Origin of the sequence: Pseudoalteromonas mucoides, assembly GCF_049257175.1 — a bacterium.
Taxonomy (GTDB): Bacteria; Pseudomonadota; Gammaproteobacteria; order Enterobacterales; family Alteromonadaceae; genus Pseudoalteromonas.
Genome location: NZ_JBMMUC010000010.1, coordinates 72,439 through 86,746 on the forward strand (window position 1 = coordinate 72,439; position 14,308 = coordinate 86,746).

The 14,308-nt window shown below is 39.7% G+C and carries 15 protein-coding genes; 3 read left to right on the plus strand and 12 right to left on the minus strand.

Going from position 1 to position 14,308, the window contains the following annotated elements; genetic code table 11:
• Positions 1-22: 22 nt before the first annotated feature.
• The 10 genes from AAEU30_RS12365 to AAEU30_RS12410 all read right to left on the minus strand — a co-directional run bounded on the left by AAEU30_RS12365 (position 23) and on the right by AAEU30_RS12410 (position 7,932).
• Positions 23-760 carry a DUF1365 domain-containing protein gene (locus AAEU30_RS12365; RefSeq protein ID WP_421960762.1) on the minus strand — a complete coding sequence of 246 codons (738 nt, stop codon included), beginning with the start codon at positions 758-760 and terminating at the stop codon, positions 23-25.
• A complete protein-coding gene (locus AAEU30_RS12370) occupies positions 753-2,009 on the minus strand; it encodes an NAD(P)/FAD-dependent oxidoreductase (protein ID WP_421960763.1) in 1,257 nt (418 codons plus the stop codon). The genes AAEU30_RS12365 and AAEU30_RS12370 overlap by 8 nt, the downstream gene beginning before the upstream one ends.
• Entirely contained in the window at positions 2,006-2,716 is a 711-nt protein-coding gene (locus AAEU30_RS12375) for an SDR family NAD(P)-dependent oxidoreductase (protein WP_421960764.1), read from the minus strand. The genes AAEU30_RS12370 and AAEU30_RS12375 overlap by 4 nt, the downstream gene beginning before the upstream one ends.
• Complete coding sequence (locus AAEU30_RS12380; RefSeq protein ID WP_421960765.1) at positions 2,713-3,144, minus strand: nuclear transport factor 2 family protein; 432 nt, start codon at positions 3,142-3,144, stop codon at positions 2,713-2,715. Before AAEU30_RS12380 ends, AAEU30_RS12375 begins: the two co-directional genes overlap by 4 nt.
• 11 nt (positions 3,145-3,155) lie before the next feature.
• Positions 3,156-4,547, minus strand: a complete 1,392-nt coding sequence (gene phrB, locus AAEU30_RS12385) for a deoxyribodipyrimidine photo-lyase (RefSeq protein WP_421960766.1) — start codon at positions 4,545-4,547, stop codon at positions 3,156-3,158.
• A gap of 2 nt (positions 4,548-4,549) precedes the next feature.
• Positions 4,550-5,503 carry a YbgA family protein gene (locus tag AAEU30_RS12390; protein WP_421960767.1) on the minus strand — a complete coding sequence of 318 codons (954 nt, stop codon included), beginning with the start codon at positions 5,501-5,503 and terminating at the stop codon, positions 4,550-4,552.
• A gap of 8 nt (positions 5,504-5,511) precedes the next feature.
• Positions 5,512-6,174, minus strand: a complete 663-nt coding sequence (locus AAEU30_RS12395; protein WP_421960768.1) for a ChrR family anti-sigma-E factor — start codon at positions 6,172-6,174, stop codon at positions 5,512-5,514.
• Entirely contained in the window at positions 6,167-6,790 is a 624-nt protein-coding gene (locus AAEU30_RS12400; RefSeq protein ID WP_087531539.1) for a sigma-70 family RNA polymerase sigma factor, read from the minus strand. The genes AAEU30_RS12395 and AAEU30_RS12400 overlap by 8 nt, the downstream gene beginning before the upstream one ends.
• A 61-nt stretch (positions 6,791-6,851) precedes the next feature.
• Positions 6,852-7,433 carry an LON peptidase substrate-binding domain-containing protein gene (locus tag AAEU30_RS12405; RefSeq protein ID WP_421960769.1) on the minus strand — a complete coding sequence of 194 codons (582 nt, stop codon included), beginning with the start codon at positions 7,431-7,433 and terminating at the stop codon, positions 6,852-6,854.
• A 205-nt stretch (positions 7,434-7,638) separates the two neighbouring features.
• A complete protein-coding gene (locus AAEU30_RS12410; RefSeq protein WP_421960770.1) occupies positions 7,639-7,932 on the minus strand; it encodes a hypothetical protein in 294 nt (97 codons plus the stop codon).
• Between the two features lie 252 nt (positions 7,933-8,184).
• Here AAEU30_RS12410 and trhA point away from each other — a divergent pair, with 252 nt between their 5' ends.
• Positions 8,185-8,814: a PAQR family membrane homeostasis protein TrhA gene (gene trhA, locus AAEU30_RS12415; RefSeq protein WP_421960771.1), complete on the plus strand. Its 630-nt coding sequence runs from the start codon at positions 8,185-8,187 to the stop codon at positions 8,812-8,814.
• A gap of 2 nt (positions 8,815-8,816) precedes the next feature.
• Here trhA and AAEU30_RS12420 read toward each other — a convergent pair whose 3' ends face one another.
• Positions 8,817-9,131 (minus strand): MGMT family protein, encoded by a 315-nt coding sequence (locus AAEU30_RS12420; RefSeq protein WP_421960772.1) that lies wholly within the window; start codon positions 9,129-9,131, stop codon positions 8,817-8,819.
• Positions 9,124-10,017, minus strand: a complete 894-nt coding sequence (locus AAEU30_RS12425; protein ID WP_421960773.1) for a LysR family transcriptional regulator — start codon at positions 10,015-10,017, stop codon at positions 9,124-9,126. The genes AAEU30_RS12420 and AAEU30_RS12425 overlap by 8 nt, the downstream gene beginning before the upstream one ends.
• 124 nt (positions 10,018-10,141) lie before the next feature.
• Between AAEU30_RS12425 and AAEU30_RS12430 the strand changes: the two genes are divergently transcribed.
• Together AAEU30_RS12430 and AAEU30_RS12435 are read left to right on the plus strand one after the other, a co-directional pair.
• Positions 10,142-11,224 (plus strand): efflux RND transporter periplasmic adaptor subunit, encoded by a 1,083-nt coding sequence (locus AAEU30_RS12430; protein WP_421960774.1) that lies wholly within the window; start codon positions 10,142-10,144, stop codon positions 11,222-11,224.
• Between the two features lies 1 nt (position 11,225).
• On the plus strand, positions 11,226-14,288 hold the full coding sequence (locus tag AAEU30_RS12435) for an efflux RND transporter permease subunit (protein WP_421960775.1): 3,063 nt from the start codon (positions 11,226-11,228) through the stop codon (positions 14,286-14,288).
• The last annotated feature ends 20 nt before the right edge of the window (positions 14,289-14,308 follow it).

Consider the following 14,308-nt stretch of genomic DNA (forward strand, 5'->3'; position numbering starts at 1 on the left):
CCTAACTAGTTATGGAGCAGGCTTAAATGCCGCTTCCTGAGTGACCTATAAACGGCACTCGCTTTAAAAACAACTTAAAGGCATGAATATAAATACCTTTAAAAATACTCCAAGTCATCGCTGGAAACTGCTTTAAAACAGCGCTTACATGCTGTTTATTTAACGACTGGCGTTTAAGTCTTAGAGTTGCATCAAACAACAGCTCTCGCTCTTTTTTGTTTTCAATATGAATAAGTACATGATCGTTACTAAATCGCGTAGACCAGTGATAATTCATATCTAAATCCATAAAAGGTGATACGGAAAAAACCTTTTTAAAGTTCACTTTCTTTTCAAGTTCAACTAAATAGTAATGGCGTTCATTCCACGGTGTATTGCTTACCTCAGCAACCATGTGCGTATAATCGCCTTCAGCTGTTTGGTACACAAAAAAGTTAACAGGGCTAAAGTAAATACCAAAGCAACGAAGTTGCCCCAACATATATATATTGCTAAATAACTCTGTGACACCAAGCTCGGCTATTTTTTTGAGTGCTCGGGTATAAATAGAATCATTATTTAAGTTTGCGGATTTTAGGTAATCTGATTGCTCAAATTTTAATGCTTTAAAACCTTTCGTACCAAGTTGAGGGTGTATATTATTGAGCATTTCAGGGGCTGATAGATCAACCCACATCATATACAAAGGATATTTAAATTGATGCGATTTCACCGCAAACCGGCGATGCCTGACATCCCCGGTGTAAATCGCGCTATTCAAATTCGATACCTAGTTGGCGAGCTACATCAACAGCACTCTTAACGCCATCTTCATGAAAACCGTTATACCAATACGCCCCACAAAAATAGCTATTATTGTTACCATCTATTTGGTGTTTTTGCTGCTGAGCGGCAATAGATGCTTTGTTAAATACGGGATGATGATAGGTAAATTCACGAAGAATTTTATCTTTATCAATGCCCTCTTTGTGGTTTAAGGTAACGCAAAACTGAGTGGCGCTTTCAATACCCTGCAAAATATTCATTTGGTAAGTCACCACCGCCGCTTTATCGGTATTGTCATTTAGTAAGTAGTTCCAACTTGCCCACGCCGCTTTTCGTTTTGGTAAAATACTCGTATCAGTATGCAATATCACAGAGTTTTCTGAGTATGGGATGGCCCCTAAAATGGTCTTTTCATCATCTGTTGGCGCCTGTAATAGCTTGAGCGCTTGATCTGAATGACAGGCAAAAATCACTTTATCAAACTGCTCAGATTGACCACCTGTAAAATGAATAGTCACTTTATCCACTGTCCTTGAGACCGTTTCAATATGACTGTTTAAGCGAATTTTATCTGAAAAGCCATCAATCAAGGGGGTTATATATTCGCGTGATCCGCCTGGGATCACATACCATTGTGGTCTGTTTGTGATATCTAATAGGCCATGGTTGTAGAAAAACTTAACAAAAAACTCAACACCAACACTACTCATCTCTTTTATGCTGGTTGACCAAATTGCTGCCCCCATAGGCAAAATATAATGATACCTAAAAAACTCATTGAAACCGTGTACATCTAAAAGCTGGCCAAGAGTTTGCTCTTGCTTGTAACTGTTATCACTGTGTAACGCCTTACATAGCTTATTAAAACGAACAATATCGCTGAGTAGCTTATAAAAACGAGGCCGTAATATATTGCGTTTTTGAGCAAACAGACTAGCAAACGTGTGACCATTATATTCAAAACCCGTTTGTTCATTATGAACACTAAAACTCATTTCAGTGGGTTTTCTTTCAATTCCAATACGTGTTAATAGTTTTTCAAAATAAGGGTAAGTGCGGTCGTTAAATACAATAAACCCGGTATCAATCGCATACTCAATGCCTTCTACGTTCACATCAACCGTGGCAGTATGGCCGCCAATATAATTGTTCTTCTCAAAAACAGTGACGTCATGGTACTTATGAAGTAAGTGAGCACAACTTAAACCTGATATACCAGAGCCTATTATTGCTATTTTTTTCAACGGGATAATCCTTTTGCAAGTTTAAGCCAAAGCGGCAAAGGTAAAATACGTAAACATTTTAAAATAAGGGTAAAACGGTATGGAAAATGAACTTCTTTGCGGCGTTTATTTACCCCAGAGACAATGTATTCAGCGGCTTTTTGTGCGCTTACAGCCATAGGCATGGGAAAATCATTTTTATCGGTTAAAGGCGTTTTGACAAAACCAGGGTGAACCAGTGTAACATCAACATCGTTTAGGTCTACCGCTAAGCTTTTAGCTAGGTAGCTTACACCCGCTTTTGACGCGCCATAAGCCTCTGAACGCGGCAATGGAAGATAGGTAACACTTGAACTAACTAGAACAAGTTGCCCACCCGATTTAATTTTAGGCAGTAATGCATCTAAACAGTAACCCATTGACAATAAATTAGTCGTCACAACGCGAGTAAATAAGCTACTGTCAAAGTTTCTTGCATCATCAACGTATTCACAATTTCCTGCATTGAGAATAACTCTATCAAAGTGAGGGTAAGCAATTGTTGCGCTTTTTATAGCCTGTAAGTCTGTCGCATCAAATTCGCAAGCTTCAATGTTGTCATGCTTAGCAAGTTGCATAAGTTTTTGTGTATTTCGCCCGCAAGCAATAACGGTATCGCCCAAATTTGCATACTTCCTAGCTAACTGTTCGCCTATACCGGAAGTCGCACCTGTAATTAAAGTAATCATACGCCAGTTGCTCGCTTATCAATAAGTTTAATAACAGAGCCAATGATTGGAATGTGACGATAAAGTAGCTCCCCTACATCAAAGTAATCTTGATGAGTTATTATTTTATCGCCGTTAAAAACAAGATGGCTGTGACCATTAACGTTTATTTGCTTATGAGCTGCCAATTTCGGGTGGCGATAACTCATAACCCAATACACAAATGCATTATCACCACTACAATGAGACGATTTGATATCAAACTGACACTCAGTGACATTACTGTATAAATCAGCAAAGTATTCATGCAATTGACTCAATCCAGAAACCTTATGAAGGGGATCTGAAAAAACAATATCATGATGGTAAATATCATCTAACAAATGCAACGTGTATTTATTTAACTGCTGGTAAATATTGACGAACGGTTCAACTTTGGCTGTGCTCATCTTAATCCTTGTTATACCTTAAATGCATCAAGTGCTCTTTGTCGTGCTGCTTTGTGGTCAACAATCGCTGGCCAATACACAGAATCGCACCCAATACTTGCTAAATATTTATGCGGAAAATGTATCTGTTTGTCAGGTACATTTTTTAGCTCTGGTACATATTTACGGATAAATTCGCCGTTTGGATCAAAGCGTTCACTTTGAGTAATAGGATTAAAAATTCTAAAATACGGTTGCGCATCACAACCGGTGCTTGCCGCCCATTGCCAGCCACCATTATTTGAGGCTAAATCGCCATCTATTAAATGCTTCATAAAAAAGCGTTCACCTTTTCGCCAATCAATTAGCAGGTGCTTAGTTAAAAAACTCGCGACAACCATGCGTAAGCGATTATGCATCCAGCCAGTTTCTTTTAATTGGCGCATTGCAGCATCCACTAGCGGATAACCTGTCTTTCCTTCACACCACGCATTAAATTCAGGCTCATTTTCACGCCATTGCACACTATCGTATTTTTGATTAAAGTTTTGGTATTTATTTAGTTGTGGGAAAGCAACGAGCAAGTGACGATAAAACTCACGCCACACCAATTCATTCACCCAGGTGAACAGGTTGCTTTTAGCACTGGTTAACACATCAACATGTTGTTGCTGCACCATGGCGACCAGTTGATACGTGCTGACAATACCCAGCGCTAAATAAGGACTTAACCCTGATGTTCCCTTAATCGCGGGGAAATCTCGTGATTCTTTATAGCTGGATAGTTTCTCGTCGATAAAACGCTGAATAACATGACTTAAAGACTCATCATCAACGGGCCACTTTTGTGAACTGTTATCGCTTTTAAGTAGTTCTGGCTCAATCCATTCAATTTCAGAAAAAGTGTCTGGCAATGCTTTGAAATAAAAATGACTATCTTGATGCTGCTTTAACCACTCGTTTTTAAACGGCGTAAATACTTTATACATGTCACCGGATTTTGTCGTAACAGTACCTGGTGGGGCAATAAGATCGCCATCGTATAAATAAACTGAACAATCTTGCTTATCCGCTAAGGATAAAAATTGCGTATCGCGTAGCTGCTCGTTTATTTCATACTCTTTATTAGCAAATATTTTTTTTACCTGATTAGCAGCACAGAACTTTATCAATTGCTCTACACAGCTTTGGTAATCATCACTTTGCAAAACATGCAATTTGATACCATGCTTTGCAAGTAAGTTGCCTAAATAAACGAGACGGCGCTTAAGTAAATCAACTTGTATCGCCGCCACACCATGATTTTTCCACTGCACAGGCGTAATATAAAACACAGCGTGTTTAGCGCCTTGCTCAATCGCATCGTATAAAGCAAAGTTGTTAAAAAGGCGCAAATCGCGCCTAAACCAAAAAATTGTATCCATTATTAAATGCCGTACCGTAATTTGAGCTCATTGGGATATGGGTTAAAAAATACCTGCTTTTCAAGATACTCATTCGGGTGTACTTTTAGATGGTGCTTAACTAATGTGAGTGGCACATATAATGGCACTAGCCCTTCTCTATACTCATCAATCGCATCGCGAAGTTCTTGTTTTTCAACCTTAGAAAGCACTTTTTTAAAGTACCCCTGTAAGTGCATTAATGTATTACTATTATTTTTTCGTGATGCGGGCTTCTTAAGCGCCGTCATCAAACCTAAAATGTAGTCATCTGCCAGTTGATCAAAATCACTGCCTTCATACGTACCGAGTAAATTTCCAAGATCTTTATAAGCTTGATAGTTATGTGCCATCAAAAGATACTTATATTGCGCATGAAACTGCGTTAAACGGTGAACACTAATTGGTTGCTCTGTAAGTTGTTGCCAATTTTTGTATGCGTAAACCCGCATAACAAAATTTTCACGCAGATGCATGTCGTTTAAACGGCCGTTTTCTTCACAAGGTAAGAGTGGGTTATGTGCCATTATTTGCTCTGCAAAAAAACCAACTCCTTCAGAGGTATTACCCGTTCCCGCCTCATTGTAGATTTTTATACGCTCCATACCACAGCTCGGACTTTTTGCGCAAAACACAAAACCGCTCAGCTCTGAAGATTCCTCTGTGGCAACTTTTTTACCATACTCAGTTAATTGCGGCCCAACATCACCACTGCCATCAGGGCGGCAAACTTTAATGGTATCACCTACTCTCACTTGTCTAATGGTAGGCCTTGGTATCGGTAAACCAACGGCGACCTCAGGACAAAAACGTTTATATTCAACATGTTTACCTAATTCATCCATACAGAAGTTAGATTTTTTATGACCTGTATCAAACCGTACTTTTTCCCCGGCAAGACAGGCACTAATGCCAATTTTTATTGTAGATTGCTGCATAGACACCCCTAGTAGATAAAGTTACCAATTGGGTTTAATAGTTTACTCAACCCTTTATTAAAGTGTAGTGCACTACTTACAACTGTGTAGCATAAACACCCTTCTTTGGTAATTGGAGTGTGATTATGTCGTCCATCTAACCACATAAAGTCACCAGCGACATAGTCGCACGTCTCATCGCTGAACTCACCAGCCAATAATAGGGTTAGCTCAAAACCTGTGTGCGTATGTTCTGGTATTTCGCCACCTGCAGCAATATGAAATAGGCTTGATCTTAACGGCCCATCTTCCAGCGCTATACGCGAACGAGATAATTTACCCATTTGCATAAACTTACTGTGGGCGATACGAGAAAGTGCGCGAGGTAACTGGTAACTTTGCTTATTAATAGTTACCTGCTTTGGTTGCACGTCGTAAATATCGTCAACGCCTTCATCCATCATGATGGCTTCGAGCATTAGTGAGCTATTTTCAATTTCATCATCTTGTTCAAAATGAGTATCAGGTTCAGTAAAAATTGCCTTTGCATTTTTTGCTTCAATGGCGGCAACTTTCGCTTTACAGCAAGGGCACATATCAACGTGTATTGCTACAGCAACATTTAAACTGGCAGGTAAAGCAGCACTTGCGTACTGTGCAAGTAAAGCGTCTGATGGATGGTGTTTAATCATGGCTATCTCCCATCTCATTGCGGAGTTTTTGAAGTGCTAAACGTAATCTTGATTTTACAGTACCAACGGGAATACCTAGTTGATCTGCTAATTGCTCTTGCGACATATCTTGAAAATATACACCACGTACTACATCTCTTTGCGCCTGTGGCAAGTTTTCAAGGTACTGTTTAATTTGTTTGTCTTCTAAGTGGTCGCTGAATTCATAGTTTTCGCTTTCATTTTGTTCAATTAGAGGCCAAATATCTTCACTGATACACTCCTCTTTGGTACTTTTCATTTTTCTGAGCATATCAAAAGATGCATTACGCATTACTGTGTAAATCCAAGTAGTAGCAGCGCCTTTGTCATTGTTGTATAGGTGAGCCTTGCGCCATACTGATGTTAGAGTTTCTTGTACAAGCTCCATAGCTTGAGCTTCAGAGTTAAACTGCTTAATACCGAAGCGTTTTATTTTTGGCGAAAAATATGAGAACAAGTAAGCAAACGCTTTTTTGTCTCTGTGTGTTGCAACTGCAAATAGAGCTTCTGCTAGCTCTTTGCTTGGTGTTTGTGCCATGGCAGTGAAGTTACCTGTGTCAGGTGTACAACGTGTTGAGTGTTGTTGACTTACCATTGTTAGTTCCCCTTTGTATTCACTACAAAACAATACGCAGCAAAAAATCTAAAGGATCACTTTATTCAGTAAGTTCGTTATTAATAACAGTATGGAGGAAATTTTGGATGTTGGCAAAGCTAGAACTAAACGCAAGTTGTTGTTTTTTATCATGGGAGATAGGTAGAAGTTCCAACCAACGTGCAGTCACCCAAGATAAATTATCAAAATCAGTTTTCTTGTATAATCCAGAAATATCAGTATCCTGATTAAAAACATGTTCAAGAGATGACTTTAGGTAATCATCTTTTGTAGATACCTGCTGTGGTTGATATAGCCAATTTGGAAGCTCTACAGTACTGACCTCACCATAACGTAATTGATTTTTGTCCTGCATGACATTGGTAAGTTTAACTAAAGATTGAGCAACAATATCAATGAGTAATTGCCCGCTTTCATCTTTATCAAAATCAACTATTTTCACTAAGCAACCATGCTCTGGTACATTTAAATAGGCGTCTTGATCATAATGGCAAAGCACAAAGCTTGAATCAGTTTTAAAAGAGTCTTTAACCATATCGAGGTAGCGCGTCTCAAAAATTCTCAAACGCGTATAGCCCTGCGGTAAAATGAACACCGGTAATGGAAAGATTGCACGTATCATATTGCCCTACTTCTTTAATAAACTATGCATTACGTTACGTGCACCGCAGTGTATAAGATCAACATCAAAACATGTTTTAGTCAATTAGCCTATATTCAACCATTGCCCAACATTACGCAATAATTCAAAAGAGGCATACGCACTTAATAAACTTAATACAGGCGCAATCATTAAAACAAATAATCCTAGCTCACTGCTCATCGTCTTATTCCTCAACGCTTATTGTGTTTGCAACTACAAGTTGATTATCATCCTCAGTCGCAGCATCTGCCGTAAACTGCTCAGTTTGCTGTTGTAATAATTCATTGAGTGTATTTTGTGAATCAGTGAATAAAGACTGTTTTAGTTTTGCTTTTAATTCGTTACTTGAACTTTCAATGTAACTTGCAATGCTATTAGAAAGTGTTTGTGTTAGGTCAAACTGACCGTCATTTGCACTTACTTGTGTAGAGCCAACAACCAAAAGCGCTGCAACCGATAATTTGATAAAGCTTTTCATAATGGTATTCCTTATTGAGTTATTAAGTTAGTCGCTATTACTTAATCAAAGGTTGTGCCAAGTGAAAAATAAAAATTAACTCATTGAAAATTAAAGGTTATAATTTATTAGTTTTAAGCACACGTTCATCGCGTGGTTATTTTAACCAGTGAATTTGGTTAAAATAACTAAAAAATAGTCGAATTTATTGCATTGATAATTTCAGCGTACACTTGTACACTGAAACCACTTTATTTATGTTATGAGTATTTTATGAGTGCTGTACCAGCATATTCTCAAAAAGAAGAACAATTAAATGCCCTTTCGCATGGGGCAGGGGTCATTTTTTCAGTTTATGTCCTGTGGAATTTACTAACAAAATCAAGCAGTTCAGCACACATTGCCAGTGCTTTAATTTATGGAACCAGCTTATTTTTATTGTTTTTATCATCTACGCTTTATCACAGCAGTGTAAGTACACGGGCACGAGCTTTTTACAAAAAATGTGATCACTGTGCAATATATATTCTTATTGCAGGTACCTATACGCCTTTTCTCGTGCTCTCACTAAGCGGCATGTGGTCGGTGCTAACATTGTTATTTATTTGGTCATTAGCCATAGGCGGGCTATGCTATAAGCTCTTAGTTAAAAACCAAAATAAGCGCGTATCGTTGGCCACATATCTATTAATGGGTTGGTTTGCTGTAGCGATTATTTACCCACTTTATATAAACGTCGATGTAAATGCGCTGTGGTGGCTATTAAGTGGCGGCCTATTTTATAGTTTAGGTACTATTTTTTACAGTGCGAAAGAACGTCAATTTAGCCATGCTATCTGGCATATTTTTGTAATTTTGGGGTGTGTTTGCCACTATGTTTCGATTACTAACTATATATTTTAGTTTTACTCCCAGCGGTAAATACGCATATTCACTTTACCATTTTTAAAAATCACTCCCTCACTTTGCAATAACTGAAACTGCTTAACATATTGAGGCGAACCAGGTGCAAAAGAAATTTTCCCTTGGCTATTAATAACACGATGCCAAGGGATACTTGAATCTTTAGGCATTAATTTTAATAGCCTTCCAACTAAGCGAGCATTGCTTGGTAGGCCAGCCATAGCTGCAACTTGACCATAACTTGCCACACAGCCTAGGGGAATATTGGCCATAACGGTGTAAATTTTATCTTCTTTTGATACTTCATTTTCAATCATTTAAAAATTGTTCACTTGCTTGCTTAAAACCCTGCCAAATAGCACGAGCTACCGGGCCATGATGAATAGAGTACTGTCTGAACACCCTAATTTGTGCACTAAATGTGTGCTCTCTATCAAGTACTTCAACTTGTTGTAATAATCCTGACTCAATCTCCGCTTGGCAATGAACTATACTTATCATAGCCCAGCCAGCACCTGACACTAAAAATGACTTCAAAGTTGCTATGTCGTCTATTTTCATCATGGCAGAGCCTTTTGAATATGATAACCGCTCCGAATCAAAACTCAATTCACTCTCAAACATCGCCAAACATGGGTAATGTTGCAGCTGTTCATACTTTACTCGTTTTGGGACCAAGTTACTGGCACATACAATACCAATATCGAGCTTACCAATGGGCAAACTTTCCAAATCACCCGTCGCATGAAATAGATCAAACCAAGGTCCGATCCCCAAATCAGCTTGACCTTTATTGACTTGCTCTAAAGATGTAAAGCGCTTTCCGCTACTTACGCTAAACTCTGTACTTTGATACTGCATAAAAGCATCACAAATAATATCGTTATAATGCGGTGCATGACATAGCTGCTCATAGCAAATCTTAAAATTTGCTTCGTTCCCTAAGGCTAGCTCATTAGCCAGTTGGGTTAAATGAGATTGTGCATTAAGTAATTGCGCTGCCTCTCGGTGAAATAATTTCCCTTTTTCAGTGAGCGTTAACCGGTACTGATTACGATCTAGTAATTGAAAACCGAGTTCCGCCTCTAGCTTTTTTATAGCCAGTGTTAGTGCCGGCTGTGATTTATGCAGCTCACTTGCCGCCCTTGATAAACTTTGGGTACGCGATATAGCATCAAGCATTTTTAGTTGAACTAGGTTCATAGAACACCAAATTTAAATTTCATAATTTTTATTTATGATCTTTTTAAAATTTAATAATTTTTATTTTATATGTTTGCGGCGTATGCTGCACCTAATTTATGTTTTCATAGCCACGGAGAAGACCATGAAACTGTCGCCAGTTTTAATTATATCGGCATTTTTACTGAGCTTAGTCGCCTGTAAAGAATCAAATACCGATACCCCTGTAGAACAACCCGTTCGCCCAGTTAAGTTATTTAAAATTGACGCTAATTCAGACGAAACTATTCGCAGTTTTCCCGCAGAGGTTGTGGCAAATCAAGGGTCGTACTTAGCGTTTAGAGTCAATGGTGAGTTGCTTGAGTTCCCTGCTCTTGCAGGTCAACATGTTGAAAAGGGGGAGCTACTTGCCAAACTAGACCCCGAAGACTTTGAATTACAATATGATGAACGTAAAGCACGCTTCGAACTGGCGCAATCACAGCTAGAGCGAGTTGAAAAATTATTCGAGAAATCCATAACCAGCCAATCAGAACTGGACCAAGCGTTGGCCAATAAGCAAGTTGCTGAGTCGGCATTAAAAATAGCAAAAACTAATTTAGATAACAGTGAATTACGGGCACCTTTTAGTGGCACTGTGGCAAAGGTCTTTGTTAAAAACTATGAAAACATTCAAGCAAAACAAAATATTTTACGCTTAGAAACCCGTGATTTAATGGACGTAATAATCCAAGTACCAGAAAAACTTATCGCCCGCATTGATAAAGACGCAACGTATCAACCAACCGTAGTATTTGATGGTTACCCAGATAAATCATATACACTGACAATTAAAGAATTTGACACCCAGGCAGACCCAGCCACGCTCACTTACAAAGTGGTATTTTCATTACCCGTTCCTGAAGACTTTAACCTACTTGCAGGGATGACGGGACGTGTAGATATTGATTTGAGCAAAATAACCCATTCACAGTCGCATTATACGCTATTACCTGTTGAAGCCGTTTTCTCCGAACCTACAGAATCTGCCAATAGCAGCTACGTATGGCTCTATGACAAAGCAACAGGAAAAGTAACCAAACAAGCCGTTAAGGTTGGGCAACTTCATCGCAGCGGTATTGAAATACTATCAGGCATTGAAAAAGGTCAAACAGTCGTTGCTGGCGGCGTACATTACCTTGAAGAAGGAATGCAAGTTCGCCCTTGGCAAAAAGAGCGAGGCTTATAAAATGAGTTTTGCTGAAGTTGCCATAAAACACAAAGTCGTTAGTTGGATGTTTGCACTGCTGTTACTCATTGGCGGTGCGGTGTCGTATTTAGGCCTTGGCCAACTTGAAGACCCGGAGTTTACCTTAAAAAAAGCCATGGTGATCACTCTCTACCCTGGTGCATCGCCGCAACAAGTTGAAGAAGAAGTCACTTTTCCAATTGAAAATGCCATTCAACAATTGCCATACGTAGACTACGTTACCAGTATTTCATCACCCGGAAAATCACAAATATCCGTGGAAATGAAAAGCACCTATCGCAAACAAGATTTACGACAAATTTGGGATGAGCTCAGACGCAAAATAAATGATAACGCATCATCCCTGCCAAGCGGTGTATACCCAAGCACTGTATTAGATGATTTTGGTGATGTGTACGGTGTTATGTATGCAGTCACTGGCGATGGCTATTCTTATGATGAATTAAAAGACTATGTCGATTATTTAAAGCGTGAACTCGTACTCGTTGAAGGCGTGAGTAAAGTGACCGTTAGCGGTGAGCAACAAGCGCAAGTTATGGTAGAAATATCAACACGCAAACTGGCTCAACTAGGTATTGCTCCCAATCGAATCTATCAGTTGTTGCAATCACAAAATACCGTATCAAACGCAGGTAAAGTGCGCGTGGGCGATGAGTCTATCCGCTTGCACCCTACTGGCGAATTTAACGATGTGACAGAGCTTGAAAATTTACTTATTTCAAAACCAGGCGCAAGCGAATTAATCTACTTAGGTGATGTTGCAACGGTATACCGTGAATACGCAGAAGTACCAAGCAATGTCATGCGTTTTAATCAGCAACAAGCCTTATTAGTCGGTGTTTCCTTTAGTACCGGTGTCAACGTGGTGGATGTAGGCGATAACATTCAAGCGCATTTAGCATCACTAGAATACCAGCGCCCACATGGTATGGAAATTAACACGGTTTACAACCAACCTGTTGAAGTAGAAAAGTCTGTAAGTGGGTTTATTATCAGTTTGCTAGAAGCCGTCGCAATTGTAATCATTGTGTTGCTGGTATTTATGGGCTTTAAAAGTGGTGTATTAATCGGGATAATTTTGTTATTGACCGTACTTGGCACTTTTATTTTTATGAAGCTATTCGCTATTGATTTACAGCGTATTTCACTTGGTGCCTTGATCATTGCATTGGGGATGTTGGTCGATAACGCCATCGTTGTAACCGAAGGTATATTGATTAACTTAAAGCGCGGCCAAACCAAAGTTAAAGCGGCAGCTAATATTGTGCAGCAAACAAAATGGCCTTTGCTCGGCGCAACAGTCATTGCTATCACCGCTTTTGCACCTATAGGTTTGAGCTCTGATGCCAGTGGTGAATTTGCTGGCAGCTTATTTTGGGTATTACTTATTTCATTGCTGTTAAGCTGGATCACCGCAATCACGCTTACTCCATTCTTTGCTGATTTAATGTTTAAACAATCTGAGGTCAAAGAACAAAGCCATGATGAAGACCCTTACCAAGGCTTCATCTTTAATATTTATAAAAGCCTTTTAGGCAATGCTATGCGCTTTCGTAAAACGACCTTGCTATTGATGGTGGTGTTGCTTGTAAGCTCAGTATTTGGCTTTAAATTTATTAAACAAGCTTTCTTTCCGGCATCAAACACCCCTATGTTCTATGTAGATTACTGGCATACACAAGGTGCAGATATTCATGCCACCATGGATGGTGTTGCCAAGCTTGAAGCCTTTTTACAAAAAGATGAGCTAGTCGAAGAAGTCACCTCAACCATAGGCCAAGGCGCGCCACGCTTTATGCTGACCTACGCACCAGAAAAGTCTTACCCAGCCTACGGGCAATTGATTATAAGAGTGAAAGACCGTGAAGCCGTTGCCACTATGATTGCCAAAGTTCGCGACTATGAGTACAGCCATGTTTTTGATGCCAAGCTTAAAATAAAACGGATGGAAATTGGCCCATCCACAGACGCTAAAATAGAAGCCCGTTTTTCAGGTGCAGACCCAGTCGTGCTTCGTAAACTCGCTAAAGAAGCCAAAGAAGTACTCAGCCAAGATGCTGGTGCGTTTAATATTCGTGATGATTGGCGCGAGCGCTCAAAACTAATTCGCCCTCAACTAAATGAGCAAAAAGCACGCCGCTTAGGCATTGCTAAAACAGACTTAGATCAACTCTTACTAACTAGTTTGTCAGGCAAAAAAGTTGGCGTTTATAAAGACGGTACTCAGCAATTACCGATCATTGCCCGCTCCCCTGCTGAAGAACGTTTGAACGTTGAAAGCCTACGCGACTTACAAATATACAGCCCTGTACTTGGCGTGTTTGTACCCGTCACCCAAGTGGTTGATGAGTTTGTAGTAGAGTGGGAAGACAGCCTAATAATGCGTCGCGACCGCAAACGCACCATCACAGTCATGGCCGACCACGATGTCATTGGCGATGAAACGCCTGCTAAACTGTTTGCTAGAGTAAGAGGAGGCATTGAAGCTATAAAACTCCCCCATGGCTATGAGCTACAATGGGGCGGTGAGTATGAATCCTCAACTAAAGCACAAAAAGCCATATTTGGTTCACTGCCTCTTGGCTACCTTGCCATGTTTGCAGTGACTGTGTTGCTATTTAACTCAGTTAAAAAGCCATTAGTGATTTGGGCAACTGTGCCACTGGCCATCATTGGTGTTAGCGCGGGTTTATTATTGATGAATGCAGCATTTAGTTTTATGGCCTTGCTTGGCTTACTGAGCTTAAGCGGCATGCTGATCAAAAATGGCATTGTGTTAGTCGATCAAATAAACCTTGAACTCAGCGAAGGAAAAGCCCCCTACCAAGCTGTATTTGATTCCGGAGTAAGCCGTGTCCGCCCTGTAGCTATGGCCGCTATCACCACAATTCTAGGTATGATCCCACTGTTATTTGATGTGTTCTTCCAGTCAATGGCGGTCACCATCATGTTTGGTTTAGGCTTTGCTACTATACTCACATTAATCGTAGTGCCAGTGCTTTATACCATGGTGTTTAGGATTGAAGTGCCTAAGAACAGCTAACAAAAAAAAGGCCAAGTAAT